25 protein-coding genes are annotated in these 25,580 nt (G+C 47.2%); 8 read left to right on the top strand and 17 right to left on the bottom strand.

Translation table 11 applies throughout. The annotated features are described in order from the left end of the window. Window positions 1-1,080 carry a tetraprenyl-beta-curcumene synthase family protein gene (locus tag F0220_RS10290; RefSeq protein ID WP_017689390.1) on the bottom strand — a complete coding sequence of 360 codons (1,080 nt, stop codon included), beginning with the start codon at window positions 1,078-1,080 and terminating at the stop codon, window positions 1-3. A 179-nt stretch (window positions 1,081-1,259) separates the two neighbouring features. Between F0220_RS10290 and F0220_RS10285 the strand changes: the two genes are divergently transcribed. Further along, window positions 1,260-2,600, top strand: coding sequence for a polysaccharide biosynthesis protein (locus F0220_RS10285; RefSeq protein WP_105598115.1), 1,341 nt, complete (start codon window positions 1,260-1,262; stop codon window positions 2,598-2,600). Window positions 2,601-2,640: 40 nt separating this feature from the next. After that, entirely contained in the window at window positions 2,641-3,813 is a 1,173-nt protein-coding gene (locus F0220_RS10280; protein WP_074094449.1) for an MFS transporter, read from the top strand. A 154-nt stretch (window positions 3,814-3,967) separates the two neighbouring features. Here F0220_RS10280 and F0220_RS10275 read toward each other — a convergent pair whose 3' ends face one another. Further along, complete coding sequence (locus tag F0220_RS10275) at window positions 3,968-4,165, bottom strand: cold shock domain-containing protein (protein ID WP_017689394.1); 198 nt, start codon at window positions 4,163-4,165, stop codon at window positions 3,968-3,970. A 162-nt stretch (window positions 4,166-4,327) separates the two neighbouring features. Here F0220_RS10275 and F0220_RS10270 point away from each other — a divergent pair, with 162 nt between their 5' ends. From F0220_RS10270 to F0220_RS10250, 5 genes are all read left to right on the top strand, one after another. After that, window positions 4,328-4,561 carry a hypothetical protein gene (locus F0220_RS10270; protein WP_017689395.1) on the top strand — a complete coding sequence of 78 codons (234 nt, stop codon included), beginning with the start codon at window positions 4,328-4,330 and terminating at the stop codon, window positions 4,559-4,561. Window positions 4,562-4,564: 3 nt separating this feature from the next. Beyond that, entirely contained in the window at window positions 4,565-4,750 is a 186-nt protein-coding gene (locus F0220_RS10265) for a hypothetical protein (RefSeq protein ID WP_036609669.1), read from the top strand. Window positions 4,751-4,963: 213 nt separating this feature from the next. Then, window positions 4,964-6,754: an oligoendopeptidase F gene (gene pepF / locus F0220_RS10260; protein WP_091017526.1), complete on the top strand. Its 1,791-nt coding sequence runs from the start codon at window positions 4,964-4,966 to the stop codon at window positions 6,752-6,754. A gap of 133 nt (window positions 6,755-6,887) precedes the next feature. Then, the gene (locus F0220_RS10255; protein ID WP_105598114.1) at window positions 6,888-7,268 is read left to right on the top strand and encodes a LapA family protein; all 381 of its coding nucleotides are present in this window, start codon (window positions 6,888-6,890) and stop codon (window positions 7,266-7,268) included. Window positions 7,269-7,381: 113 nt separating this feature from the next. Continuing rightward, on the top strand, window positions 7,382-8,422 hold the full coding sequence (locus F0220_RS10250) for a M42 family metallopeptidase (protein WP_105598113.1): 1,041 nt from the start codon (window positions 7,382-7,384) through the stop codon (window positions 8,420-8,422). 109 nt (window positions 8,423-8,531) lie between these two features. Here the strand turns inward: F0220_RS10250 and F0220_RS10245 are convergent, their stop codons facing one another. The 9 genes from F0220_RS10245 to F0220_RS10205 all read right to left on the bottom strand — a co-directional run bounded on the left by F0220_RS10245 (window position 8,532) and on the right by F0220_RS10205 (window position 17,984). Then, on the bottom strand, window positions 8,532-9,470 hold the full coding sequence (locus F0220_RS10245; RefSeq protein WP_105598112.1) for a hypothetical protein: 939 nt from the start codon (window positions 9,468-9,470) through the stop codon (window positions 8,532-8,534). Window positions 9,471-9,634: 164 nt separating this feature from the next. Further along, the gene (locus F0220_RS10240) at window positions 9,635-11,566 is read right to left on the bottom strand and encodes an ABC-F family ATP-binding cassette domain-containing protein (RefSeq protein ID WP_105598111.1); all 1,932 of its coding nucleotides are present in this window, start codon (window positions 11,564-11,566) and stop codon (window positions 9,635-9,637) included. A 60-nt stretch (window positions 11,567-11,626) separates the two neighbouring features. Beyond that, on the bottom strand, window positions 11,627-12,205 hold the full coding sequence (locus tag F0220_RS10235; protein ID WP_017689402.1) for a TetR/AcrR family transcriptional regulator: 579 nt from the start codon (window positions 12,203-12,205) through the stop codon (window positions 11,627-11,629). A gap of 12 nt (window positions 12,206-12,217) precedes the next feature. Continuing rightward, window positions 12,218-13,027, bottom strand: coding sequence for a DUF92 domain-containing protein (locus tag F0220_RS10230; RefSeq protein WP_105598110.1), 810 nt, complete (start codon window positions 13,025-13,027; stop codon window positions 12,218-12,220). 228 nt (window positions 13,028-13,255) lie between these two features. Next, entirely contained in the window at window positions 13,256-14,029 is a 774-nt protein-coding gene (locus tag F0220_RS10225; protein ID WP_091017536.1) for an ABC transporter permease, read from the bottom strand. Between the two features lie 17 nt (window positions 14,030-14,046). Further along, on the bottom strand, window positions 14,047-14,823 hold the full coding sequence (locus tag F0220_RS10220) for an ABC transporter ATP-binding protein (protein WP_074094443.1): 777 nt from the start codon (window positions 14,821-14,823) through the stop codon (window positions 14,047-14,049). Between the two features lie 27 nt (window positions 14,824-14,850). Next, window positions 14,851-15,906, bottom strand: a complete 1,056-nt coding sequence (locus F0220_RS10215; RefSeq protein WP_105598109.1) for an ABC transporter substrate-binding protein — start codon at window positions 15,904-15,906, stop codon at window positions 14,851-14,853. Window positions 15,907-15,918: 12 nt separating this feature from the next. After that, on the bottom strand, window positions 15,919-17,367 hold the full coding sequence (locus F0220_RS10210; RefSeq protein WP_105598108.1) for an aryl-sulfate sulfotransferase: 1,449 nt from the start codon (window positions 17,365-17,367) through the stop codon (window positions 15,919-15,921). Between the two features lie 59 nt (window positions 17,368-17,426). Further along, the gene (locus tag F0220_RS10205; RefSeq protein WP_105598107.1) at window positions 17,427-17,984 is read right to left on the bottom strand and encodes a MarR family winged helix-turn-helix transcriptional regulator; all 558 of its coding nucleotides are present in this window, start codon (window positions 17,982-17,984) and stop codon (window positions 17,427-17,429) included. A gap of 384 nt (window positions 17,985-18,368) precedes the next feature. Between F0220_RS10205 and F0220_RS10200 the strand changes: the two genes are divergently transcribed. Next, window positions 18,369-18,776, top strand: a complete 408-nt coding sequence (locus tag F0220_RS10200) for a hypothetical protein (RefSeq protein ID WP_105598106.1) — start codon at window positions 18,369-18,371, stop codon at window positions 18,774-18,776. Window positions 18,777-18,899: 123 nt separating this feature from the next. Here the strand turns inward: F0220_RS10200 and F0220_RS10195 are convergent, their stop codons facing one another. The 6 genes from F0220_RS10195 to hemE form a co-directional block, all read right to left on the bottom strand. Continuing rightward, window positions 18,900-19,532 carry a fumarylacetoacetate hydrolase family protein gene (locus F0220_RS10195; RefSeq protein ID WP_105598105.1) on the bottom strand — a complete coding sequence of 211 codons (633 nt, stop codon included), beginning with the start codon at window positions 19,530-19,532 and terminating at the stop codon, window positions 18,900-18,902. A 46-nt stretch (window positions 19,533-19,578) separates the two neighbouring features. Then, window positions 19,579-20,331, bottom strand: coding sequence for a glycerophosphodiester phosphodiesterase (locus tag F0220_RS10190; protein ID WP_091017547.1), 753 nt, complete (start codon window positions 20,329-20,331; stop codon window positions 19,579-19,581). 24 nt (window positions 20,332-20,355) lie between these two features. After that, window positions 20,356-21,771 (bottom strand): CapA family protein, encoded by a 1,416-nt coding sequence (locus F0220_RS10185; protein ID WP_091017549.1) that lies wholly within the window; start codon window positions 21,769-21,771, stop codon window positions 20,356-20,358. A gap of 181 nt (window positions 21,772-21,952) precedes the next feature. Next, a complete protein-coding gene (gene hemY / locus F0220_RS10180) occupies window positions 21,953-23,377 on the bottom strand; it encodes a protoporphyrinogen oxidase (RefSeq protein ID WP_091017551.1) in 1,425 nt (474 codons plus the stop codon). Next, window positions 23,377-24,327 carry a ferrochelatase gene (gene hemH, locus F0220_RS10175; protein ID WP_036609705.1) on the bottom strand — a complete coding sequence of 317 codons (951 nt, stop codon included), beginning with the start codon at window positions 24,325-24,327 and terminating at the stop codon, window positions 23,377-23,379. Before hemH ends, hemY begins: the two co-directional genes overlap by 1 nt. Further along, a complete protein-coding gene (gene hemE / locus F0220_RS10170) occupies window positions 24,320-25,384 on the bottom strand; it encodes a uroporphyrinogen decarboxylase (protein ID WP_074094433.1) in 1,065 nt (354 codons plus the stop codon). The genes hemH and hemE overlap by 8 nt, the downstream gene beginning before the upstream one ends. Between the last annotated feature and the right edge of the window lie 196 nt (window positions 25,385-25,580).

Raw genomic sequence — 25,580 nt, 5'->3', positions numbered from 1 at the left:
TTACATATTTTTCCGTATCCAGCGACTGAAAATGAAGAAAAATATTCTTGTGATCGGACTATTTTTCAGCAGACGTTTGGATACGACGCGAACTTCCTGTTGTTCGCTGACTTTGGGATCAGACAGGTAAATGGCAATCAGTCCTTCGATGATCATCCGGTGAAAGGAGCTTCCCGGAATCTTCTGTACATCACTGCGTGCCATCTCCACAATAAAAGCAATTCGGTCCAGCATGGTCTCCACATTCTCATAATAATTGCAGAAGTTGAGATCTCCCCCGATGCGGTCCTCATCCTGATCAATTAAATAATCGAGCATAATGTGCAATGCGCATACATGTGGGAAATAGGCCGTGTGGATCGAGGCCGCTTGCTCTTCAGTCAACTGATCGTCACTCGCAGCCAGAAACAGCATGAAAACGCCCAGTGTAGAGCCAGTTGCAGCAGCAAATTCGTTCCAACGAAACTGAGGTGTGCGATGACGATGCTCCGACCACCATTCGAGCAGTGCCGTTTCTCTCAGTTCCGGCTTGATATGCTTATATACCTGCAGGTCCGTGTATAGGCCTGCCAGATCCTGAATTTGGGGCTTGGCGGACGTATAGCCTGGTAACTGACGGGTCAGTTCCTGACATGTGGTCACCAGATTCCGCAGATATCCGCCGTCATCCTGCTCCTCACGGAGGGCATAATAATTGACGGGAATTGCTTCGGGATCTACCGCATCAAGCATGGATTGATGGAGAAGACGAAAGTCATCCGGGTCCATCGACGTGCTGCGGTCGCACAGATTGTCCAAATAATCACTAATAGTTTGATATGAAACGATCAGCGGAATCAGAATGTGCCTGTTGGGCAAATCAGCTAATGCGTAGACGGTTCCGCCTTCACAGTGAAACTGTTTATCCTTCAGACTGGCAAGTGCCTGTGTACGCAATTCCTCATTCGGAATCGCCTCAGCTTGAGCACGCCATCCATTCAGTGCCTTCCGTGTTTCCGGAATGGTGTATTTGTACACCCCTCTCATCAATGCCAGCGGTCCACGCGGATATTGATGACGTTTTCGATTTGATTGGCTCAAAATAAATGTGCCTCCACTTGGTTGAATACGTATTAGAGCGATTTTTAACCATTCCTATTATAATATGATCCCCTTAATTGTACAAATGATCTGCCGCATATTCCGCATAAAAAATCGCATCCGCGCCCAAAACTTTGTGATATACTAGGCATATTTCATCCATCAAAGGAGTCGTTGACATGTCGTCAAGTGAATCACTTTCGTGGAGACGGTTATTTTCTTTTTTTGTGCCACTTGGCATTTCCGCCTCTCTCGTCACCATTTCTCACGTCATCATAAACAGCACATTAGCACGTTCCGCTCATCCCGAGACGGTTATTGCCAGCTATGCCATCGCCGGTAGCTTGTTAACCCTCACGGAACGCCCCTCCACCCTGCTGCGGCAAACCTGTTCCGCACTGGTTCGCGATCGCCTTTCCTTTCAGGCCCTCACGTTTGTGACCAAAATATTTCTTGCCTGTGTGCTTCTCATTGGGTTTCTCATCGTATACTCTCCCGTTGGTACCGGGGTGTTCAAATACCTGTTTGGTGTAAGTCCGGATCTGCTGACCAAAGTCATCGACGTATATGAAATTCTCATGTATGTGAGTATCTTTTCAGTGATCCGCAACATCTATCAGGGGATCATCATTACGAATAACCGCACCAAGTGGTTAACCATCGGTATGGTATTCCGTTTAGCCGGCATGTACGGCCTTTCCCTCTATTTCATATACACAGACAGCATTGACAGTGGACGTGTAGGCGCTATCATTTTTGCTGCGGGCATGATGATTGAAGCGCTCGTCAGCTTTCTGGAAGGAAACAGCATCAAGCGCAAGATGCCAGCCAAGCTTGAGGATCATCCCGTCGAGAGCAAGGGAGACGTATTTCGCTTTTATAAGCCACTGCTGTTATCCAGCTTTGTAGCGCTGTTCATAGGACCGGTTATTAACATTGTACTGGGCAAAACGACCGGGATCGCACTAGCCATTTCGTCCTTTGCCATAGCAAGCAGTCTGATGCAGTTGATGCTAAGCTTCTTTACATACATCCATCAGATCGTGCTGAATTTCTACCTTGTGAACGCCAAACTGGTACGAAAATTCGCACTTGTCACCGGATTTATTCCGTTTGCGATGATGGTGTCGATTGCCTATACCCCCTTGGGACCATGGGTACTCGAAAATGTCATGAGCGTTCAGGGCGAACTTTTGCAACAAAGTCTGTGGACACTGCGTGCGTTCGTCTTATTTCCGCTGATCTTCCCTTTTCTGGATTTCAGCAATGGCCTCATTCTGCTTCGCGGTCAGACAAAAACGATGTTTCGTTCGCAAACTGCGAATGCAATCTGCACAGTAATTGTGCTGCTTATACTGGTTAGTATCTTTCCTGCGTGGAACGGCATGATTGGCGCTGTTGCCCAATCCCTTGGCCTGCTCGCCGAACTCATCATTGTCTGGCTTGTCATCCGGCGCACGAAGCAAGAACCTACGATGTCCGTGCCGAAAGCCCGTAAATCAACATCCCTGAAAGGGTAATAAAATCATTGAATTGTTATCAGGATTGGAGTCTCTCATCATGAAATTAAGTCACAACGCCCGCCCGGATCAGAACTGGCTCCGGGCTCTCATGTTCACCATCTTTGGTTCCACCGTTCTGGTGGTATCCTACTTCCAGCTTTACTTCAGTCATCTGGGCTTCAGTCGGGCTGAGATTGGATATCTCTACGGAATTGGCCCCCTCATCTCTGTGTTCTCCAATATGTTCTGGAGCATGGCCAGCGACCGATACCAAACGGTACGTAAAGTGATGATCATTCTGCTTGGTGGTCAATTGATCACAGGGATCATGCTCGCCAATGCAACAACTTTCGGTCAGGTATTTGTACTCGTGACCCTGTTTTACTTTTTCTATTATCCGGTCTATCCTCTCTCCGATACGATGGCCATTACAACGGCCAGCAAGTACGGCCGAAATTTCACTTCCATTCGAGTCTTCGGATCGATCGGTTATGCCTTCTTTGCATTAAGTATCGGGTATTTCCTTGGATCTTTTGGTCCAGCATGGACAATTTGGGTCTGCGTTGGTCTTGCTGCAACTACACTATTGATCAGTTTTCAATTGAAGGATCAACCTTCGGGGAGCAGTAGCAAAATGGATCTATCGGGGTTATGGGCTATTCTGAAACGCAGAGATGTGCTTACTTTTTTTGGCTGTGTATTTTTGCTTGCCATGGGACATCGCATGAACGAAGCATTTCTTACCATCACGCTAAAAGATTTGGGTGCCAGCGAGGGGCTGATCGGCTGGTCTTTGCTGATCTCTTCCGTAAGTGAAATCCCCATATTTCTACTTCTCAGCAAGTATGGAAACCGTTATAAAGAACTGCCGCTAATCGCTTTTGCTGCACTGATGTATACGGTTCGTTTGCTTCTCATGTCCATATCCGATACACCAGCAGCTGTCGTTGCAATTCAGACGATGCACAGTGTGACCTTTGGTATTTTCTACGTTACGGCGGTCCGCTATATCATTCGCCTAGTTCCGGACGGCTACAGAGCTACGGGTATGGCTTTGTTCACCATTGTCTGGTCCAGTGCTTCGGGACTTCTTAGCGGAACGTTAGGCGGACTGCTGCTGGAACATGCAGGCAGACAAACCTTCTATCTCACCGCTATGGCTTTCTCCCTGGCTGCACTGATCGGTTTCGGATTGAAGTTATGGTCCAGCATGACCAATCGCGTCTCCTGAACACACAGGGAACATACACCGTATTCAACCGTTATTTACACTGAAAATTTTAGAATCAAAAAAAGCACAGCCTCCCTTGGGGGACTGTGCTTAGGTTCTTAATATTCAGCTATAAATTTATCATATATAAGAAGTCCGTTGACCGGAAAAATTCTTACAGTTTGTTTACGTTAGCTGCTTGAGGACCACGGTTTCCATCAGTGATTTCGAATTCTACCGCTTGACCTTCTTCCAATGTTTTGAAGCCATCTCCTTGGATTGCGGAGAAATGTACGAATACGTCCTCGCCGCCTTCAACTGAAATAAAGCCATAGCCTTTTTCTGCGTTAAACCATTTAACTGTACCTTTCAAATGAAAAACCTCCTAAAAATATCGCCATCTATGGCGAATACCTTTATTATACTGTATGGGCTTCCATTTTGCAATTTATCTTTCCATAAATGTCGAAAAAATTTGCTTTGAATCGTAGGGTACGGTATCATTTTACCAAAACCGTTAGTTTGGAGACTACCTATGATAAAAAAACATGAAATATACAAAACAGACAAGTGGAATATGATGACCGTAGAAGTTCAAGGCAAATATCTCGTACTGCGAGAAATTTCGGAAGAGTGGGGCGAAGAATGCCATACTTTCCTAAGCCGTCCTGCATTAATGCACTGGGCTGAACGCCGTTTCCCAAAAGCAGACTTTGAGAACCGTGAGGATGAATGGCGTCAATTGATGGCTGCCTTCAAAGGGGTCTAACCCATGCAGCTTGACTCTAGCAATGTCGTCATCTTTATTATCCTTGCCTTCTCCCTTGGTATTGTGCTTATTCTGGGACGCAATTCCATCCCGGATCGACTGAGACGCGGAATGGCGCTTATTGCTACCCTGCTCATTTGTTTCGCCTTTTTCCTGATCGTTTATTTTCTGTATAACATGGGAGCCTAATCAAGGGGACCCAAATATTCAAATATTTCAACGTGCCTAAGGTCATACTATACGAGATTATTCGTATCGTAAGGAGGAAGGCCGTTGAAATACCAGAAATCGCTATCTGTTATCCTGGTACTTAGTCTGATTCCTTCGTCTCTCTCCGCACAGGCAAGCGAGACGAAGGCAGCTTCGTCCAACCATTCATCAGATCATCAAAGGAGGATTTCCATGAGTCAATTATTGAAACGTTCCGAGGTGCCAGCTGAACATAGCTGGAAACTGGAAGATTTATTTGCCGATCAGAAAGCCTGGGATCAAGAATATGAAGAAGTATCGTCTTTGACCAAGAAGGCCTCCGAATTCCAAGGCAAACTGAATCAACCTGATGTACTCAAATCTTGCTTCGAATTCGAAGATGAGATCAGCCTCAAAATAGAACGCCTCTTTGTGTACGCACGCATGCATCAAGATGAAGACACAGCTAATCCTACATATCAAAACCTGTCCCAAAAAGCCCAGAAATTAGGCGTACGGGTTGGTGAAGCACTTTCTTTTGTCACACCGGAGATTCTTTCCCTGCCTGATGATCAGTTGGACGCATTTATTGCGAACGAAAAACTCTCTGCTTATACATTTACGCTGGAAGAGATGAAACGCGAAAAAGCCCATGTTCTTAGCCAAGCTGAAGAGGCTTTGCTTGCACAGGTAGGCAACCTTTCACAAGCACCACAGACCATCTTCAGCATGCTGAATAACGCCGATCTCAAGTTTCCAAGAATCAAGGATGAACATGGTAAGGAAGTCGAGCTGACACACGGCAGCTACATTCAGTTCCTGGAGAACCCTAACCGTGAAGTTCGCGAACGTGCCTTCAAAGCGGTATACGAAACCTATGCTAAACAGAAGAACACAATTGCCGCTGCCTTGAACGCAAATGTAACCAAAAATATGTTCTATGCTAATGTTCGGAAGTACCCTTCCGTGATGGAAATGTCCCTATATGGAGATAACATCCCAACGGATGTGTATACCAATCTGGTAGACACCATTCACGAGAGCCTTCCGTTATTGCATCGTTATATGGACCTGCGCAAAAAGTTGCTGGGTGTGGATCAATTGCACATGTACGATCTGTTCGCTCCACTCGTAGACGAATACAAAATGGATATTACCTATGAGGAAGCGAAACAAACGGTCAAAGATGGTCTGAAACCACTCGGCAAGGACTATGCTGACGCATTGCAGACTGGATATGATAACCGCTGGATCGATATATATGAGAATGAAAATAAACGTTCTGGCGCATATGCCTGGGGCGCTTATGGCACTCACCCGTATGTCTTGTTGAATCACAAAGATAACCTGAACAGCATGTTCACACTCGCACATGAAATGGGTCACGCTTTGCATTCACATTACTCGGATACAACACTTCCGTATCGTGATGCCCAGTACACCATCTTCCTGGCAGAGGTTGCATCCACGACCAACGAAGCGTTGCTCATGGATTACCTGCTTAACAAATCAACAGATCCAAAGGAAAAATTGTATCTGTTAACCTATTATGCCGACCAATTCCGTACAACGGTATTCCGTCAGACCATGTTTGCTGAATTCGAGAAAATCATTCATGAACGTGCGGAACAAGGTGACGCATTAACACCACAATTGTTATCCGAGATCTATTATGATCTGAACGTTAAATATCACGGAGAAGGCATGGCTGTCGACAAAGAAATTGAAATGGAATGGGCTCGTATTCCCCACTTCTATAACAGCTTCTACGTTTACAAATATGCTACAGGCTTCTCCGCAGCGACAAGCTTTTCCAAGCAAATCCTGGAAGAGGGCCAACCGGCGGTTGACCGATATCTTGGCTTCCTGAAGAGCGGTGGCAGTGATTACTCCATCAACATTCTGAAAAAAGCTGGTGTGGATATGTCTACACCACAGCCAATTCGTGAAGCTATGAGTGTGTTCAAGGAATTGATTGAACAGATGGAGCAGCTAACCAAATAAGGTTGTCTTTCCATGTGACCTGCATCCCTTGCCCGTTTGGGCAGGGGATTTTATCATCATTGCAAGATGCAACATACCCGAATATTGGGTAATGCATATCTAGTTCTCAATTGTTCAACAAGGAGGCAACACCATGAAAATGCAATGGGCACTCATAGCAGGTCTTGTTTTTGCACTGCTCACGGGAATCTTTGCGGTCATTAATGTGGATTCCGTACAAGTCAACCTGTTATTTAACACGGTACAAATCCCGCTGATTTTGCTCATTCTCGGCTGTACCCTGATCGGTGGAATTATTGTAGGGTCATATGGCATTTATCGCCAATACAGACTGCAACGTGAAAATAAACAACTGAAATTGCGTGTATCTGAATTGGAAAGTTCCGCGACAAGCCAATCTTCACTCGATTCTTTCAAAACGATGGATTCGCTTGACTCAAATGAACCCAACAGCCTATTGGAGAATGATTCGATCCAGAGTCAGCGCAAAGGAAACCCTACGGGAACACTGTAACCAATCAGAGACAGCCTGCTGGCGAGTCAGGAATGTTAGTATCACATTCTCTCCCCCAGACAGGCTGTATTTTGTTTCACACCATACCCACGATCCGAGGAGGAAATTACACAATGAGTTTTACAATTGATGAATCATACGTTCTGTCTTTCCTGAAAAAATTGCTGGATACACCAAGCCCAAGTGGTTACACACATCATATTATCGAGATGATCCGGAAGGAAGCAGCAGCACTGGGCATCGCCTGTGAGCTGAATAACAAGGGCGGTGCGGTGCTTACATTGCCCGGACAGGACTCTTCCAAGACAATTGCTTTAAGCGCTCACGTAGATACGCTAGGGGCCATGGTTCGCTCGGTTACATCCTATGGCACATTGAAGCTTACCTCTGTCGGTGGGTTTTCGATGCAAAGTATCGAAAACGAATATTGCACCATCCATACACGGGATGGAAAGACATACACAGGCACCATTCTCTCCCTTCATCCGTCTGTACACGTCTATCCGGATGCACGCACATTTGAACGGACCGAGAGCCATATGGAAGTTCGAATCGATGAAGTTGTCTCCTCCAAGGAAGATGTGTTGAAACTCGGGATCTCTGTCGGTGACTTTATCTCCTTTGATGCTCGCGCAGTCATCACGCCGAGTGGTTATATCAAATCACGTCATCTGGACGACAAAGCCAGCGTGGCAGCCCTCTTCGGCATCCTTGAGTCTGCACATCGAGAAGGCTGGAAACCATTACATAACGTCTCTCTGCTTATCTCGAACTATGAAGAAGTTGGACATGGCGCATCGTATATCCCTGCGGAAATCAGTGAAATGATCGCTGTAGACATGGGAGCCATGGGTGATGACCTGAGCTGTAAAGAAACTGACGTTTCCATATGTGCCAAAGATTCTTCTGGCCCTTATGACTACGATATGACCAGTCGTCTCATTGAACTGGCCAAACAAGATGGAATGGATTACGTCGTGGACATTTATCCCCACTATGGCTCAGATGGCAGCGCAGCATTGCGCGGAGGAAACAATATCCGTGCAGCACTGATCGGTCCTGGAGTTCACGCATCTCATTCCATGGAGCGTACACATAAGGATGCTGTCCTGAATACAGCACGATTGCTCACAGCCTACATTACAACCAAATAAAAAAGAATCATTGATCGACGAAATTATCATGGCATGTTCGTCTAAGCAGAAGGCCCCTTCCAAGCACACAATTCGGTGTGCTTGGAAGGGGCCTTTGTTGTCATTTCTTTTAATCTGCCTGTTCGACATATGCATGATACTTACGATCCAATATCTCTAACTCTGCCTTATGGTCACGCATTTCATTTCTTAACACATGCATGGTTTTCCGAACGGCACTCAGTCCATCCTTCACCTGACGTTCGGCTTTGCGAATTTTGTCCTGAACCATCCAGTCCACGAAGAGGTTATCGAAGAAATAGTCTGCGAATGAAAGCAGACCTCCCAGATGCAGATCCGCGTGTACAGCCATCTCTACATCCTCCAACTCCTTCTGGAAACGTCGTAGACGCTTACCTGCATCCATGATGGCGACCTGAGCGTCATCCATTCGTCCTCGCTTGATATGTGTGGAGATCACTCCACCACCCATCATGTCATATACACCCCAATTACCTGCCGAAGACAAAGCCTTCTCGGCACGTTCAAGGGCATAGACCAGGTATTCCCCCTCCCGGAAAGCTTCATCCAGTTCCTGAAGCTCACTTGCCAGATGTTCCCGATTCTCAGCCATCTGTTGCAATTCCGCATCCTGGTCCAGCAGTCGACCTTCCTTCTTCCCCCACAGCGCGTTGTAATCGCTTTGCCAGTATTGATAATGCCGCCCGCCCTCCAACTCCTGCTCCACATGAATTCGTTGCTCCTGTACGTCTTGTAACATGCGACAAGCAGTGTCGTATGCAGCCTTGCTCTCCATGAGTTCCAGCTCTTCCTTCTCCAGCCGTTCTGTCTTCTTGCCAATCAGTTGATAGAAAAATGCCGACAATGTCATACTGTTCAGTCGATCAACATCCTTCTGCTCCTTCTGGAGATGCTCCAGACGACGCTTTACCTTTGCTTCCCATTCGCTTTCCTCCGTTTGCAGCTTCTCCAGACGTTTGGTCCATTTCTCGTAAATTCTCCCCTTTTCCTTGAGCACTGCCAACTGTTCATTAATTTCCTTATACATGAGTGTGGTGTTCTCTCCCTTCTATGGAATTCTTTACTTATACAACGTAATGAACATACAGAACGTTTCACATAAAATCGCAAATTCGCAGACAAAAAAATCGCCCTTTTCTCCAATGCGACATAAAGTCACTATAGAAAGAAAGGGCGATGTTTAGTTATAAATTAAGACTTGCTCTGCTCAATCTGCTCTGCAAGTTCATTCAGAACGGTCCAGCGTTCCATCAATTCATCCAGATGACGTTCAGCCTCAACCTGCTCCGCCATCAACTCCTGCAGACGGGCAGAATCACTAAATGACTCTTCCATCTCTTTGTTAATCCGGACAAGATTGGCTTCAGCCTTCTCAATATTTTCATCAATCTGGTCGTATTCACGTTGCTCCTTGAAGCTAAATTTCAACTTCGGTTTGGCCGCTGACACAGCAGGCGTCGCTTTCTCCGATGACTGCTTCACCTTCGCCGCTCCTGTGTCACTCTCTTGATTAGCTCCAGGCGCATTTTTCAGCATCCATTCCGCATATTCACTGTAGTCGCCGACGTGTACACGTACAGCACCGTTGCCCTCAAAAGACAGCACTTTATCCACAGTACGATCAAGGAAATAGCGATCATGGGATACGACAAAGACAACACCGGGGAAATCATCCAGGTAGTCTTCCAGTACAGCGAGTGTCTGGATGTCCAGATCATTCGTCGGCTCATCCAGCAGCAATACATTCGGCGCAGCCATCAGCACACGCAGCAGATACAGGCGACGCTTCTCTCCACCAGAAAGACGCGAGATTGGCGTCCACTGGGATGCCGGGGTAAACAGGAACCGCTCCAGCATCTGGGATGCTGTAATCAGAGAGCCATCGGCCGTTTTCACATTCTCGGCCACTTCTTTAATATACTCTATGACACGAAGAGATTCGTCCATCTCCTGATGTTCCTGTGTGAAATAACCCAGATTGACCGTAGGACCAACGTCAACCACACCTGCATCAGGTTCCAGCTTGCCAGATATCATCTGAAGCAACGTGGACTTACCACTACCGTTCGGTCCGACAATCCCTACCCGATCTCCAGGTACGGCAATATAACTCAGATCTTCGATGAGCGTGCGGCCACCCACGGATTTGGAAAGATGCTCGATCTCCAGAATCTTTTTACCCAAACGAGTGGAGCCAACCGATACTTCCAATGAACCCGAGCGCTGGACTCCTTGTTGGTCTTTGAGTTGTTCGAAGCGATCAATTCTCGCTTTTTGTTTCGTCGTCCGTGCCTTGGCACCACGACGAATCCATGCAAGCTCTGTCCGAAGCAAGTTCTTACGCTTCTGTTCGGAAGAGGCTTCCCGTTCTTCACGCTCCGCTTTCAGTTCCAGAAAGCGTGTATAGTTGGCTTCATACCGGAACAAACGTCCATGATCCAATTCCAGCATGACATTCGCCACACGATCCAGGAAATACCGATCATGCGTAATCATAAGCAGTGCACCGCGGCGCTTCTGCAAGTACTGCTCGAGCCATACGACCGAATCATTATCAATATGGTTCGTCGGCTCATCCAGAATGAGCAGTTCACAAGGATGAATTAGTGCAGCAGCAAGTGCTACCCTTTTGCGTTGTCCGCCAGACAATGTGCCCATCAGTGCATCGAATTGACGAATACCCAGCTTGGACAAAATGCTCTTCGCTTCACTCTCCATCTGCCAGAGCTGAAGCTGCTCCATTTGCTGATTCAAACGTAATAACCGCTCTTGCAACGCTGGATCGGACGAATTCAGTTCCAATAATTCCATCGTTTCCGTATATTCTCGCACGGTCTTCATTTCCAGGCTGTCACCTTCGAATACTTGTTGCAGTACTGTATTATCCGGATTGAAGTCTGGATTTTGCGCCAGGAACTGAATTCGTACATCATTACCGATCGAGATCTGTCCCGCATCTGCAGGTTCCATGCCAGATATCACACGCAAAAACGTGGATTTACCGGTTCCATTTACCCCAACGACACCAATCTTGTCCTGATCAGCCATGCCAAATGAAGCGTCCTTGAACAATATTTTTTCGCCATAACTTTTTGCAATTTGCTCTACCGTCATTATGTTCATTGCTCGTACCCACTTCTCTGTAAATTAATATTCAACATTACGTACATCCGCGCACTAACTTTAAACTTGTAAAAAAGAGCGGCATCCGTCCAGAAACAATGCTGCTGCAAAAGCAATTCGTTTGTTCAGATGTTCCTCATTAAACTCCGGATTTAACATGATATCCATCTTCAGCCGGTCCAGAATTCCAATGTAGGCTTCAGCGAGCAATACAGGCTCAGGTACACTTGCACTTTCCAATACCTCACACACCATACTCATGTATTGATTCATGAATGCCTTCATGAATTTCATCAGGTCCGGATCATTATTGGGTGCCATAAAAAAGAGCTTGGTATGATTGCGGCGCTCATAATAATACGTAAGGTGAGTCTTGGCTATTGCTCCAAGTTTATCACCTGTGTTCTCATGTGAGTTCAAAGCATATTCCAGGCGGCTAATAAAGCTGTTACAGTCCCGCTTGGATACTGCGATAAATAATTGTTCCTTGCTTTTGAAATATAAATAAATGGTGCCTTTTGCGATGCCGGCTTCGTCTGCTATATCAGACATTTTCGTCTCATAAAAACCTTTCGAGCCAAAAATACCATAGGCCGCATCCAAAATAGCCTCCGATTTGTCTCCCTGTACCGTGCTCAAATGTACTCCCCCTTACAACGCCAAAATGTTACCTAAACCAATCGCCACACATCCGCCGATCACTGAGCTAAGCACGTTCACCAGGTCGTTACTCATCCATGCCCAGCCACGAGCCCGAACCGTTGGATGCCCACAATGTTCATGTACCTCAACTTCACGGCCACACACCGTACAACGATACATCATCTGCAACGTTGCACCCAGATAGGAATCAGCAAAAGCCCCTGCCAACCCGCCTACAAGACCGACAAAAGTCCAACTAAACAGACCAAACCCTTCGATCCCGGCGATCCAGGAAAACAAGAATGCTCCCGCACCAATCAAAGCCCCGCCTACGGCTGCAGCCACGGTGCCAAGAAGTGAAACACCTCCTGAAGCACCTGGCGTAAGTACCTTCCACGTGAACACAGAGCGCGGCGGCTTGCGACTGAGACTCCCAATTTCGGTTGCCCATGTATCCGATGTAACGGTAGCCATTACACCAATGAAAGCATACACCCATGCCGGATGTGGAAATATCCAGTATCCCAGACATAGGAACATACCCATTCCACCATTAGCCATCACTTGTCCTGCATCCCGATTTCCTGACTTGGCATAGGATTTCTCCAGCTCCTGCTTCCGATCTTTACGAAACCTGGAGAGCAACGTTGAAGTAATGAAAAACAACAATAACGTGCCAAACCAGAACAGGTTACCCGCTCCGTAATATATCGTTCCCATCATGATGGCTGCCAGGCAGCCAGACAAGGTTAGCGACTTTTTCGCATAGGCAGCACCTGCCACCATAGAAGCGCATACGGCGCCAATAATCCAATCCATAATGTCTCCTGCATGCAGCGTATGTACAGCCCGCATGACGTTTATTGTATTTTTGAAATTCAATTATACCACGGTTTGATCCCAATGCCGAAACTCCTTACGACAGCACACAAAAAACCTGTTTTGGCCTCGTGTAGAAGTACCAAAACAGGTTATTGATCAAACGTTAAAACAGGATAACTCCCCTCTTCAAGTAACGTCTGGAATTCAATGTTCCTATGTCCTAATTTAGACCCTCTTCGCTCCGCCAATGACCCCATATCGGTAGAGTACTCTGCGACCAAACCAGTTGAACAATCGATCCGTCAGGAATCCCATAAAACCCAGGGAAATCAGTCCGACAAAGATCCAATCTGTTCGGAAAAAGAGTCTGGAATTCCAGATTAAGTAACCCACTCCCTCATTCGAGGCAATCATCTCAGCACCGATGATGGCCATATACGAAGTTCCCATCGCCAGTCGCACACCCGTGAAGATATACGGGGTTGTCGCCGGAACAATCACATGCAGCAGAATCTGCCGTTCATTGGCTCCCATACTGCGGGCCGACCGGATTTTGTCCTCTTCGACGGAGAGCACACCTGTCAGTGTATTCAACACAACTATGAAGAAGGTTGCGTACATAATGAGTGCGATCTTGGATTGCTCTCCAATACCAAACCACACCAGGAATAAGGTAATAAAGGCGATCGGCGGGATAAAACGTATAAAGTTAAGGAATGGCTCGGCGAACAGCCGGATGATATGCACCTTGCCAATAATCAGCCCTACCGGAATAGCAATGATGCTTCCGAGTACCCAGCCCGCCAGTACACGAGTGAAGCTGATTCCGATATACTCCATCAGCGTACCGTCAGCTATCAGTTCTCGTGCTCCCAGGATCGTGTGCCACGGACCAGGGATTACGTCAGGCCCATAGATTAGGGCGCCAAGTTGCCAAATTAAGATGACCGTTACCCATAGAAGCGGGATAGACACCCATTTTTTCTCCAACCATTTCATCTTACATATCACCTCAGTTATTCTTCAAAGTGGCCTTGAATTCGGTCATACAGGGTGTTGAACTCAGACGAGGCGATGTTCCTCGGGTAAGGTAACGTATTGTGGTAAATATCCGTTATATTCGAAGACGGACCTACGGACATAATGCCTATGCGCTCACCAAGCAATAACGCCTCCTGAATATCGTGGGTGACAAAGATAACGGTCTTATGAGTTTCTTTCCAAATATTCACCAGTTCCTTCTGCATCGTCCGCCGTGTCATCGCGTCCAGCGCACCGAATGGCTCATCCATCAGCAAGATCGCCGAGTCATTCGCAAGTACCCGAGCCAATTGAACCCGCTGCTTCATGCCACCCGAGAGCTCTTTCGGAAATTTCCCCTCATGAGCACTCAGTCCCACAAGCTGGATGTATCGATCAGAGATCTCACGTCGTTGTGTCTTAGGGACCTTGGACATTCGAAGTCCGAATTCAACATTTTCCCTCACAGTTAGCCATGGAAAGAGAGAAGAATCCGCCTGCTGGAATACCATTGCCCGATCCCTGCCCGGTCTGTCGATCTCCTTGTTGTCCACCTTGAGCTGTCCACCTGACTTGGAGATGAAACCCGCGATCATATTCAGCAGCGTTGACTTCCCGCACCCACTGGGACCAAGCAGGACAAAGAACTCCCCTCCCTTGATAACCAGATCGACATCCTTAATGATATAATGTACATCCCCATTGGTCGGGGCATGATACGTTTTCCGAAGCTGTTCAATATGAATGGTATGCTGAGTTGCAGGTAAGGACATAACGGACACCTCCCATTTCAATAAGAATTATTTACTATATGTCACTTTTTTCGGAAACGCCTGCTGGAGAGAAGTCAGATTGAGTTTGGTGTCGAGATCAAAATCCTGTTCGATGATTCCAATGTCCACCATATATTGCTTCTGACCCGCCAAACTATCATAAGCAGCCTGCGTAAATCCAACTTCCCATGGATTGATCGGAAGATCTTTCAACGTGGCATCTTTAGGCTGTTTGGTCTCTTGATACATCAGATCGGCAACCTCTTCAGGATGCGCTTGGGCATACGTGGATGCTTCATCCAGCGCAGCAAGGAAGTCACTTATCTTTTCAGGGTTTGCCTGGATGAATTCATTACTTGATACCAGTCCCATACCAAGGCGTATAGGCGTCTGAGACATATCCGTCAGCTGATGTACTCCTTCGAGTGCATCGAATTTATCGGTTAACGCGGAACCTATGACCCAAGCGGCATCAAGGTCTCCCTGTTTCAGTGCGATGTAGGCTTCATCAAAAGCCCCCTGACCAATTTGCGTCACATCACTCAGCGCCACCCCCTGATCTTTCAAATATTCATCCCATAGATATGGAATAAATGTGCCTCGAATGAAACTCACTTTCTTGCCTTTCAAATCTGCTCCACTCTGAATATCATCCCTTGCATACAGCTTCCAGGCGGCTGCCGCTTCATCCGTAGTCTGGCCTGCAGAAGCGATGACTGAATATTCCCCTTTAGCCAGAGCATTCAATACAGGGAAGTCCGCCCCGTACGCAATATCAACCTGTTTGATAAATAGTGCATTTACACCTTCAGCCGGTGAGCCAAACGTAATACTCTCTGCATCTATGCCCCGGTTTTCAAAAAAACCTTTTGCAATGGCTACCCTGAACGTTGGGTTCGTACTTGTATCTGCAATTCGAATTTTTACATTATCGGTATTCTTGCCGGTAGCGTCTTTTGCTCCAGATCCTGCTGCGTTTGAACTGCATCCGGATAATATGAGTGCCGTAGCCAGGAATAATATCAATACGCCGGTAATTATGGATGGTACTCTCACAATATACACCCCATTCGATCTAGTCATGATTCTTGACGCTTAACCACCCGACTTGCCTTCATCCGACGTTGCCACACAGGCTGCACCCTCCACAAATGGAAGAGTTGTCTCTACGCTCACGATGGATGCAGAACCTTTGGGTGCTGCTCCCGGTACCCTGTAGGTGGAGACATCAATGGCTTCGATGGCAACTTCCTGCGGTTTCTCCAACTGTGGAACCCACTGATAAGGAACTCGATACGAGCGATAGACCATATTGGTATTCCGCCCATCCGTGTACGGGGAGACATACTCCCAGACCAGCTCATGCTCCGCTGTCACTTCGAACAATCTGCCATTGGAACCTTCGGTTATCAAGGTGTTGCCGTTAGGTAAACGCTGGGCGGAACTGATGTATGGGCTATAAAATTTATAAGAATCCGTCGGAACCGAGAAACCTGCTTCTGCCGAGGTATACTGCCAGACAATCTCCAGAGTGACCGGGTTAATCTCCAGCACACGAGAGTGATCCCGAATCGCATGTTTTAATCCAAATGGGGAAGCCGGATTCGGAAGGCCGTAACCTGCCCAGCCGCCATTGTCGAATACAAGCAAGTTCCCTTCTCCAGGAAGGCCCTGAGGAATGATATGTGCATGATGCTGCCCGATAATTGTGCCAATGTGCTTCGCTTCAGTTGAAGTATAGTCGGGGCCCAGTCTCCATACGATTTTTCCGCTCTGCCTGTCTGTAATAGCGATTATATTGGCCTCTCTTGCATCCCAGATAATATTGTCGGGGTGGAACCGTTCGTCTCCGTCTTCATAGAAGCGGTTGGGTCCAACATAAGAAGCAGAATTAATATGTAACCAGTCACCCACACCACCACCCAAATGACCGAAAGAACGTGTATTCGGATCACGGAACAGAACATTTCGAGCCGCTTCATCAAAACCTAATTCTTCAAAGTGCTCGTTAGGCAGCCATTCCCAAAGTACCTTCCCCTCCCAATCCACTTCAATAATGGCGTCATCAAGCAATGGCTTATCTGAAATTTGCGGGTTACTCACATTTTTGTGAGCCAGGATAAGTGTTTTACCACTCTTCGTCTTCGGTGCAAGCCCAGGTGCATAATAACCTACCGGATTACCCTCACGCTGATAATCATGATGCTGGCGGGCATACCATAGTGGCTCATACCCCGGATCTTCGATGTGTTCGTAGCTATTGTATTTCCATACAATGTTGCCGTCCCAATCCACCTGAACCAGATCGACATTATCCTGAATACCGAACTTCGGATCTCTCCGACCTGTACTGCCCAGCACGTAGCCGCCAGGTAATATTTTGGCCGGAAAACCTAATAATCCTTTCCACAGGTGAACCTCCTTGCCATTCATATCGATCAACACTACGCCTTCCTCACCTGCCTGATAAACGGTATAACCGCCCCAAGCTTTGTCCGGATTGTATAACGTCGCTCCAGTTGGATATATTGTTGAGTGTCCCATTGACCATCTCTCCCCTAGAATGTTTGTGGTATATCAAATGTCGTTACTGTGACCCAACCTCAATAACTGAGATAGTTACTCTTCCCGGTATTGTCCCGCTGCTTCTGCTCAAGGTTAATTGTGGAGGACCGATCATGTTCTTGTATCCCGTTGTTCTCCGCCAATTCCAGCACCGTGTCCGAGAATCCCTCCAGATTCGCTACTACCCGCTCGTAGAATCGACTTTGCTGCTCCAGTTCCTCACTCGTAAACCCCTCAAACAGAAGCGTGATACATCGGGCACCGATATTGCTGTTTCTCGCATACATCTCCCGCCCGCTGGATGTGATGTCCAGCAAAACCGTCCGGCGGTCGTCTTCCTTTCGTCTGCGGATGGTGAGTCCCTTTTTCTCCAACTTATCGGTCAGAGCTGTAATGGCACCCGATGTGAAGTCCAACTGTTCTGCCAGATCTCCAAGCCGCTGTTCTCCCTCACGAATGATCTTGTGCAGGATAAGCATACCCGGCAGGCTGATGCCTTCTACAGAGATGCGATCCCGCTCCTTGACGAATCGTCTGACCATTTTGCGAAATAACCAATCCGTCCGCTCCAACGCTTCCCAGTCCCTATCACTCATTCCATAACCTCCTTGATCGTTTGAAACTTCAACAGCGAACAAAAAAAGGCCCCCGCGGACATTCCATAGTGGAGTAGTCCCGGGAGCCTTTGGTGGTCCAATCAGCTCGATTTATTTTTCAATTCAAATTAGTTCACTGTTCATTTAATAAGTATTAAAATAATTGAGATCATCATATAACCAACTAACCCAACCTGTCAAGTGCGAATTATATTAGTGATCTTCTTTTACGGTCGTTCTCTGTCGGGCTAAATTACTTATCCTGTTTTAAGTTTCACTTCAGGTTTCCCGTTTACACTATTCTCAGATCGAAACATCTACAACTACATCAACGACAAGCTACGATTCAGTTCGTACTCAACTACAGAAATGAGGATTATCCATATGAACATGAAAAGAGTCATTATTATAGGCACAATGATTGTCACCATGTCCTTCGCTGGAACAGCATGGGGCCAATCCGCCATCTCCCCCATACCTACTGCTAAATGGTCCATCGTTGACCTGGATACTCATGAGGGAAGCAGTGACGAGCTACTCAGCGCTCTGAATCAGCCTTCAGAAGAGCATCTGTATCAGGAGCTGTATAACGGCAAATCACTGAGGACGATTACGGAAGAAAACAACGGGAATTTGGATGAGGTCATTGCTATACAAGTAAGGCAGCTCAGGGAGCAGTTGGATGAGCGACTCGCAAATGGAAGTATCAGCTCGGAGCAACATGCTGCACAACAAACCGAACTGGAAGAGTTGGTCACACAGAGCGCAAATACAACATACAGCTTGGCGTAACTTAGTAGCGTATCCGTACGATGAAGGTATAGACCATATATCCGCGATAACACAGCAAAAAGGAGCGTATGCACGCCCCTTTCTTGTACCCTATTCTTCTCAAGCAGGTATGATGTGTAATCCTTACTGCGCTGCCCCAATCGTGCATGTACCCAAGGATTCGCCGTCCCATGCCAGTTCGAGCACATCTCCTGCTTGAGTTGGTCCAACACCTTCCGGTGTTCCTGTAAAAATGACATCGCCCGGCCCCAGGCCGTAATGGTGACCTACATAATCCACAATATCTTGTAAACTGAAGATCATGTTACGAATGTTACCACGCTGGACTTCCTCACCATTTTTGGTCAATGTAAAGTCTTTCTCAAGTAAAGCTGCCGCCCCCGGGAACGCCTGAAATGCAGTAACCGGAGCCGAATTTTTGAATCCTTTGGCCGCTGTCCAAGGGTGGCCCTTTTTCTTAATCACGGACTGTACGTCACGTAACGTAAAATCAATACCAAACGCATACGCATCCACCAGCTCATCTACCGCCATACCTGGCTCATAACCCCGGCCGATCTGCACGACAAGCTCAGCTTCATAGTGAACTTCACCCTTGGTAGCAGGCAATTCAAGCGTTTCACCACTCAGGGGCACGACTGCATGAGAAGGTTTCATAAAGATCATTGGTTCATCCGGAACCGCGTTGCCCAATTCTTCCGCATGAAGTTTATAATTGCGTCCTACACAGTATACGTTGCGAATGTTAGTCAACATGGGTATATTACCACCTTTATTGGATTCAATAGTGCATTTAGGGTAATTACGGTCTGAAGAATCGGCTGCTCGTCTCCTGAAATGCCAGCTCCCATACGTCAGGACGGTTCGTACATAACATGAGTTCTGGATCAACTGCGGCCAGTTTCTTCATAATGGTCTTGTCATCTACTGTCCAAGCCATCACCCGAATGCCTGCACTCCGCATATCGTTCATTAAGGATTTGTCTACATTGGTGTATCCAATCGAGAGAAATGTACAATTCATCTGCTGCAGGGCAGTTAACAGATCACCTGGTCGTGCATCGATAATCAGCCCCGTCTGGATCTCCGGTGCAAGTTTCTTCACTTCGATCAGAGCGGCTGGTTCAAATGAGGTGATTACAACATCATTTTGCATATGTCTTTTTCTCACTTCATGTATAACAGCCGCAGGCAGACCCGGGTACATGTCTCCCTGCGTTTTCAGTTCAATGTTCAAACGTACTCTGCCGCACGAGCGATCTAACAATTCACTTAGCGCCGGAATGCGTTCGCCTTTGTAAGACTTGTTTTTCCATGCTCCGGCATCCAAACGTTGCAGATCTGCCCAATCGGTTTCCCGAACCAGACCCTTTCCATTCGTGGTGCGATCCACTGTAAAATCATGAATGATTACTGGCACACCATCACGCGACAACTGCACATCCAGCTCCATCCACTGAACTTCAGGCCGTTCCATGGCCATTAGAAACGCAGCCATCGTATTCTCTGGTGCAATAGAAGAAAATCCACGGTGCGCTACACAAAGGTTGTTCATTCGATTCCCTCCTCAAAAAGGTTATTAATTTGGCGAAGCGACTCCATTTCCATCATATCGAATGCCTGGCGAGAGCTTTGCCATCTGTTGCAGCAGCAGTTTGTTTGCCTCATCAATCATTGGAATGGCCTGACCAAGCCCGGCCTCATAAGGGATGACTTTCATGCTGCAAGCTGCATCAGCACTACAGCGTGCCTGAAATACCGCCGTTTTCCATGTCTCTTCGGTTGTTGATCTGGAGAAAATGAAATTCCCCGTACTGTATGCAATCCATTTCCCCTTATAATACTCCAACCCTTGCAACACATGAGGATGACCACCTATGACCAGATCTGCGCCGGCATCGACAAACTCATGAGCCAATCGGGTCTGGTCACTGTTCGGAGTACTTACACGTTCCTCGCCCCAGTGAGCAACCACGATTACCAGATCAGCCTTCTTACGGGCCTCCTGGATCGCTTTGACCGCTCCTGTGGAATCATAGGCTTCAGCCACGCCAGCCCGATTGCCCTCAGCCTTCCAACTCGTTTCCGGTACAACTCGGGAGAACCCAAGCAATGCAATCTTCATGCCTTTGCGTTCCAGATACGCTGGTGCATAGGCTTCATCCCTGTTCATACCGGCCCCAGTGTGAGCTATGCCATATTCCTTGAGATAGGTTAACGTATCTACCAAACCCTCTACACCCTGATCCAGAATATGATTGTTAGCCAAATTGACAGCATCAAAACCCGCAGAGGCCATTGCCGCCAATGCTTTGGGCGAAGATTTGTATACATACGTTTTGTCAGCTGCACCAGTACCACCTTGGGTTATCGGAGTCTCCAAGTTGCCGATGGTAAGATCATCATCCTTGAATAATCTGCCGAGTTTGACAAAGGGATAGTCATAACCGTTCTTATCCAGCAATTCAGCAACTTTGCCCGAGAATTGAATATCGCCAACAAAGTTAATCGTGACATCCTTCGCTGAATTGGTAGGTTTCGATGCCCCTGTTTCCTTATCCGCACCTGCATTTCCCTTGGTGCCGGACGGAGTCGAAGTTGCCGCAGGTTTTTTCGTTCCGGATTCTGATTTCTCACTATTGGTATTGCCTGAAGTGTCTGGGGTCGCTACGCCAGATGGCTCACCTGCATCTGCTGTTGTTTCTTCATTCGTTGCTTCGGCGTCTTCTTCCGGAGTCTCATCAGACTCCTCCGAGTCTGGAGAACTTACTTGATCCCCGCCTTTGGCATCGTCTCCAATGGAAGGCTGATCCTGATCAACAATTTGCTGCTTCACCGGCTGGTCTGCCTGTTGCTGACGTGTGTTAATCACATAAAAAATGCCCACCAGACCAATTGTCATGATCAATAAAAGATTAATTGTCCAGATGATTCTATCACGGGTGCGCTTTCTTTTTTTTCTCTCTACACTTCGATCTGATCTTGGGGGATACATAAGCAACTCCTCTTCTTCACAGCCATACATACCATTATATCAGGCATATTCTGGATTTCCATCTTTCCTTGGAACTGCATCGATTGAAAGGGGATTAACTCGCTTAGCTTCTAGATCTTCATATGAAAAAAGCCATCTCTCCAGTAGATAATTCTACGGTGAGACAGCTCTCTTGCTGTACTTAATCTGCTACAAGCGCCTGTGTTGCCAAAATAGACATTTCCTTCGCTTGTTTGATGCAATCCGGCAAGCCTACGCCCTCATAACCTGCACCTGCAATGTACACACCCGGTAACTTGCTGCCAAGTTCCTCACGCAGGGAAGCAATATGTTGGAGGTGTCCCACCGGATACTGAGGCATGGATTTACGAAGCCTTGTAATCTCGGAGAAGATCGGCACCGCTTCGATACCCATCGTCTCTCTCAAATCTTTGAGAACCAGATCCGTCAACGCTTCGTCTGGAAGCTCTACGTTCTGTTCGTCACCCGAGCGACCGACATAACAGCGGAGCAGTACTTTATCGTCCGGGCTGGTATGCAGCCATTTGGTCGATGTCCACGTACAAGCCGTAATATTCCGACCCTCTTTCCGCGGAACGAGGAAACCCGATCCGTCGAATACATGCTCCACCTCTTTTTTCTCAAAAGCGAGCACTACATTGGCCACAGATACATAGTTAATCGCATCCAGTGCCGCTGTATCCACATGAGGCTTCAACAGATCTGACGCGACATATGTCGGCACAGTAACCACTACATCATCCGCTTCAAGCATTTCACCATTTTCCAGCTCAACATGATATCTGGTCTGCGTGCCATCAAGACGTTGCAGTGACTTCACCGCGGTGTTCAGACGTTGATCCACATCCTGCAACTCATGGACGAGTGCATGAACAAGACTCTGCAGTCCCTGACGAAAGTTCAGAAAAGCGCTCCGTTTGGTTCCGGTATGCGTCTCAGCCGGTTTCCGGCCAGTCATCATGCCCCGAATCAAGCTGCCGTAATCGCGCTCTACTTCGCCGAACTGCGGGAAGGTAGCCTGGAGGCTCAATCGCCGCATATCACCTGCATAGATTCCTGCGAGCAGTGGTTCCGTCAAGTTCTCCAGCACTTCTGCTCCAAGACGACGTTCAATCATATAACCGAGCGATTCATCCTCTGTTGTACGACGTGGCGGGATGACAAAATCCATCAACGCCCGCAGTTTGCCTGCCGGAGAGACCAGACCACTTCTCAGGAATGGTCTTAGTTCTGTCGGGATACCGAGAACAAGTCCTGCTGGCATAGGATGAAGCTTGCCACGTTGCATGATATACGTTTTCTTCGACTCCGGATTCTGACTGACCAGCTCATGATCGATCTCCAATTCTTTGGCAAGATCAATCATTGCTGTTTTGCGAGCCAGGAAGGAATCGGGCCCTTTTTCAATCACAAATCCATCCCGGTGCAGTGTCTCAATCATGCCTCCCATGGACGAACTTTTCTCAACCAAAGTAATCACGGGTTCAACGCCCGCTTCCCGGTAATGCTTGCGGATATAAAATGCCGCGCTGAGGCCGGTAAGGCCACCGCCGACGACAACAACACGGCGTTTCTTATCACCCATTACTCATCCGACCCTTGCTGCCATTGGCTTATAATAACGTCGCTTAATGTCTCCATGTATAGAGGATCGCTATTGAGAGAATCAATACGCATCAGGCGCATATCAATTTCTTTGGCAATCGATTTGGCCTCAATATCGAGATCATAGAGTACTTCGAGATGATCCGAGACAAACCCGATTGGTGCCACAAGTACATCCTCTACCTGTTCACGAGAAAGCTCCTGTAACGTATCCAGAATATCCGGTCCAAGCCAAGGCTCAGCTGTTCGTCCGGCACTCTGCCACGTAAATTGCCAATTGGTTATGCCTACACGTGAGGCAATCACTTCCGAAGTTTCCAGCAATTGTTGCGGGTATGGATCACCCATCTCCACAATACGTGCCGGCAGACTGTGCGCACTAAACAACACCTTCACATCTCCGCGTTTTGCTCCAGCTTCTTCGAACGCATCCAACTTGGCACTGACACGTGTGGACAACGCCTGGATTAACTTCGGATGCAGATGATAACTCTCAATAAAGGACATATGAACGCCCAGCTCTTCTGCTTTTTCACGCGCACGTTTGATATAACTGCCTACACTCATCGTGGAAAAGTGAGGAGCCAGTACAATACCAATCGCTGTCTGAATTCCATCCTTCGCCATCTGCTCCACGCCATCCTCAATAAACGGATAAGCATGCTTCAGTCCTTGATAACAACGGAATTCCACATCAGTGCCACGCTCATCGCGGTTTAATGTCTCTTGAAGGGCCTTGACCTGATTGTCTGTGTTCTCCCGAAGGGGGAACACACCGCCAACAATCGCTTCATAACGATCCGTCAGTTCCTTCAATTGCTCCGGTTCAGGCGGACGTCCTCTGCGGATATGTGTGTAATACGCTTCAACACTCTCCATATTTTCTGGTGTGCCATACGACATCACCAGTACACCTACAGTATTAGTCATTGGTTACCGTCACTCCAGTCTTCATTGCTTCGGCAGAATATTCATGAATATACGCCGTTAGTTCTCTGAGCTTCTCTAGCGATGCTTCAGGAAATAATCCGTGTCCGAGGTTGAAAATATATCCCGGCTCCTTGATTCCTTCGTCAATAATCACTTTGGCTTGCTCTTTAATCAGTTCCATTGGGGCAGTCAGCAAATATGGGTCCAGGTTACCCTGTACTGCAAACTTGCCACCAAGACGTTGACGCCCTTCCGAAATGGATACTCTCCAGTCCAGTCCAATCACATCGGCTTGCAGATTATGCAGTGCTGGCAACAACTCACCGGATGCAACACCAGGGAAATAAATCTTCGGTACATTCAAATCCGATAATTCGGTAAAGATACGGGTAATCGTAGGCAACACATATGTTCTGAAGTCTTTGGGAGAAAGTGCTCCAACCCAGCTGTCAAACAACTGAAATGCCTTACCGCCATTCGCAATATGCGCACGGACATATGTAATAACCATATCACCAAGCTTCTGCATCAGCTTGTGCCACACCTCAGGCTCGCTGTACATCATCGTTTTGGTGCGGATATAACCTTTCGAAGGTCGGCCTTCAATCAGATAACTCGCAATCGTGAATGGTGCGCCCGCAAACGTAATAAGAGGCACATCAAGCTCCTTATCCAGAATTCGAATGGTTTCCAGAATATGTGACAGATCTCCTTCTACGTCGATGGGACGTAGCCGATCCACATCTGCAGCAGACCGAATAGGATTATCAATAACTGGACCAATATTTTTTACAATGTCAAAATCAATGCCCAGAGAGGCAACCGGATTCATAATATCGGAATACAAAATAGCCGCATCTACACCAAGTTTGCGTACCGGCATAAGTGTAACTTCAGCCGCCAGCTCGGGTTGTTTGCAGATTTCTAGCAAGGAGTACTTTTCTTTAATTTTGCGATATTCAGGATCGTAACGTCCAGCTTGACGCATGTACCATACCGGGACACGGTCTACCTGTTGTTTGAAACTTGCCCGAATCAGTCGATCATTATAGCTCATGTAAGAAGCCTCCAATAGTTTTTGGACTCATAATTACCATTATGCCCTTTTTAAACAGCCGTAACAACCACATGCAGATGCGTTCTACGTGACAATACTATGACATTCCTTACACCCATCCCTCATATGCCAATTATGTTATAATGAAAGAATGGTGTTTTTTTGAGAATTACAGAAATATCTTTGAAAGGAAGTG

Source organism: Paenibacillus sp. 37 (genome assembly GCF_008386395.1).
GTDB classification, from domain to species: domain Bacteria; phylum Bacillota; class Bacilli; order Paenibacillales; family Paenibacillaceae; genus Paenibacillus; species Paenibacillus amylolyticus_B.
Note: the sequence above shows the minus strand (reverse complement) of the source record. Positions and strands in the feature narration are given on the sequence as shown.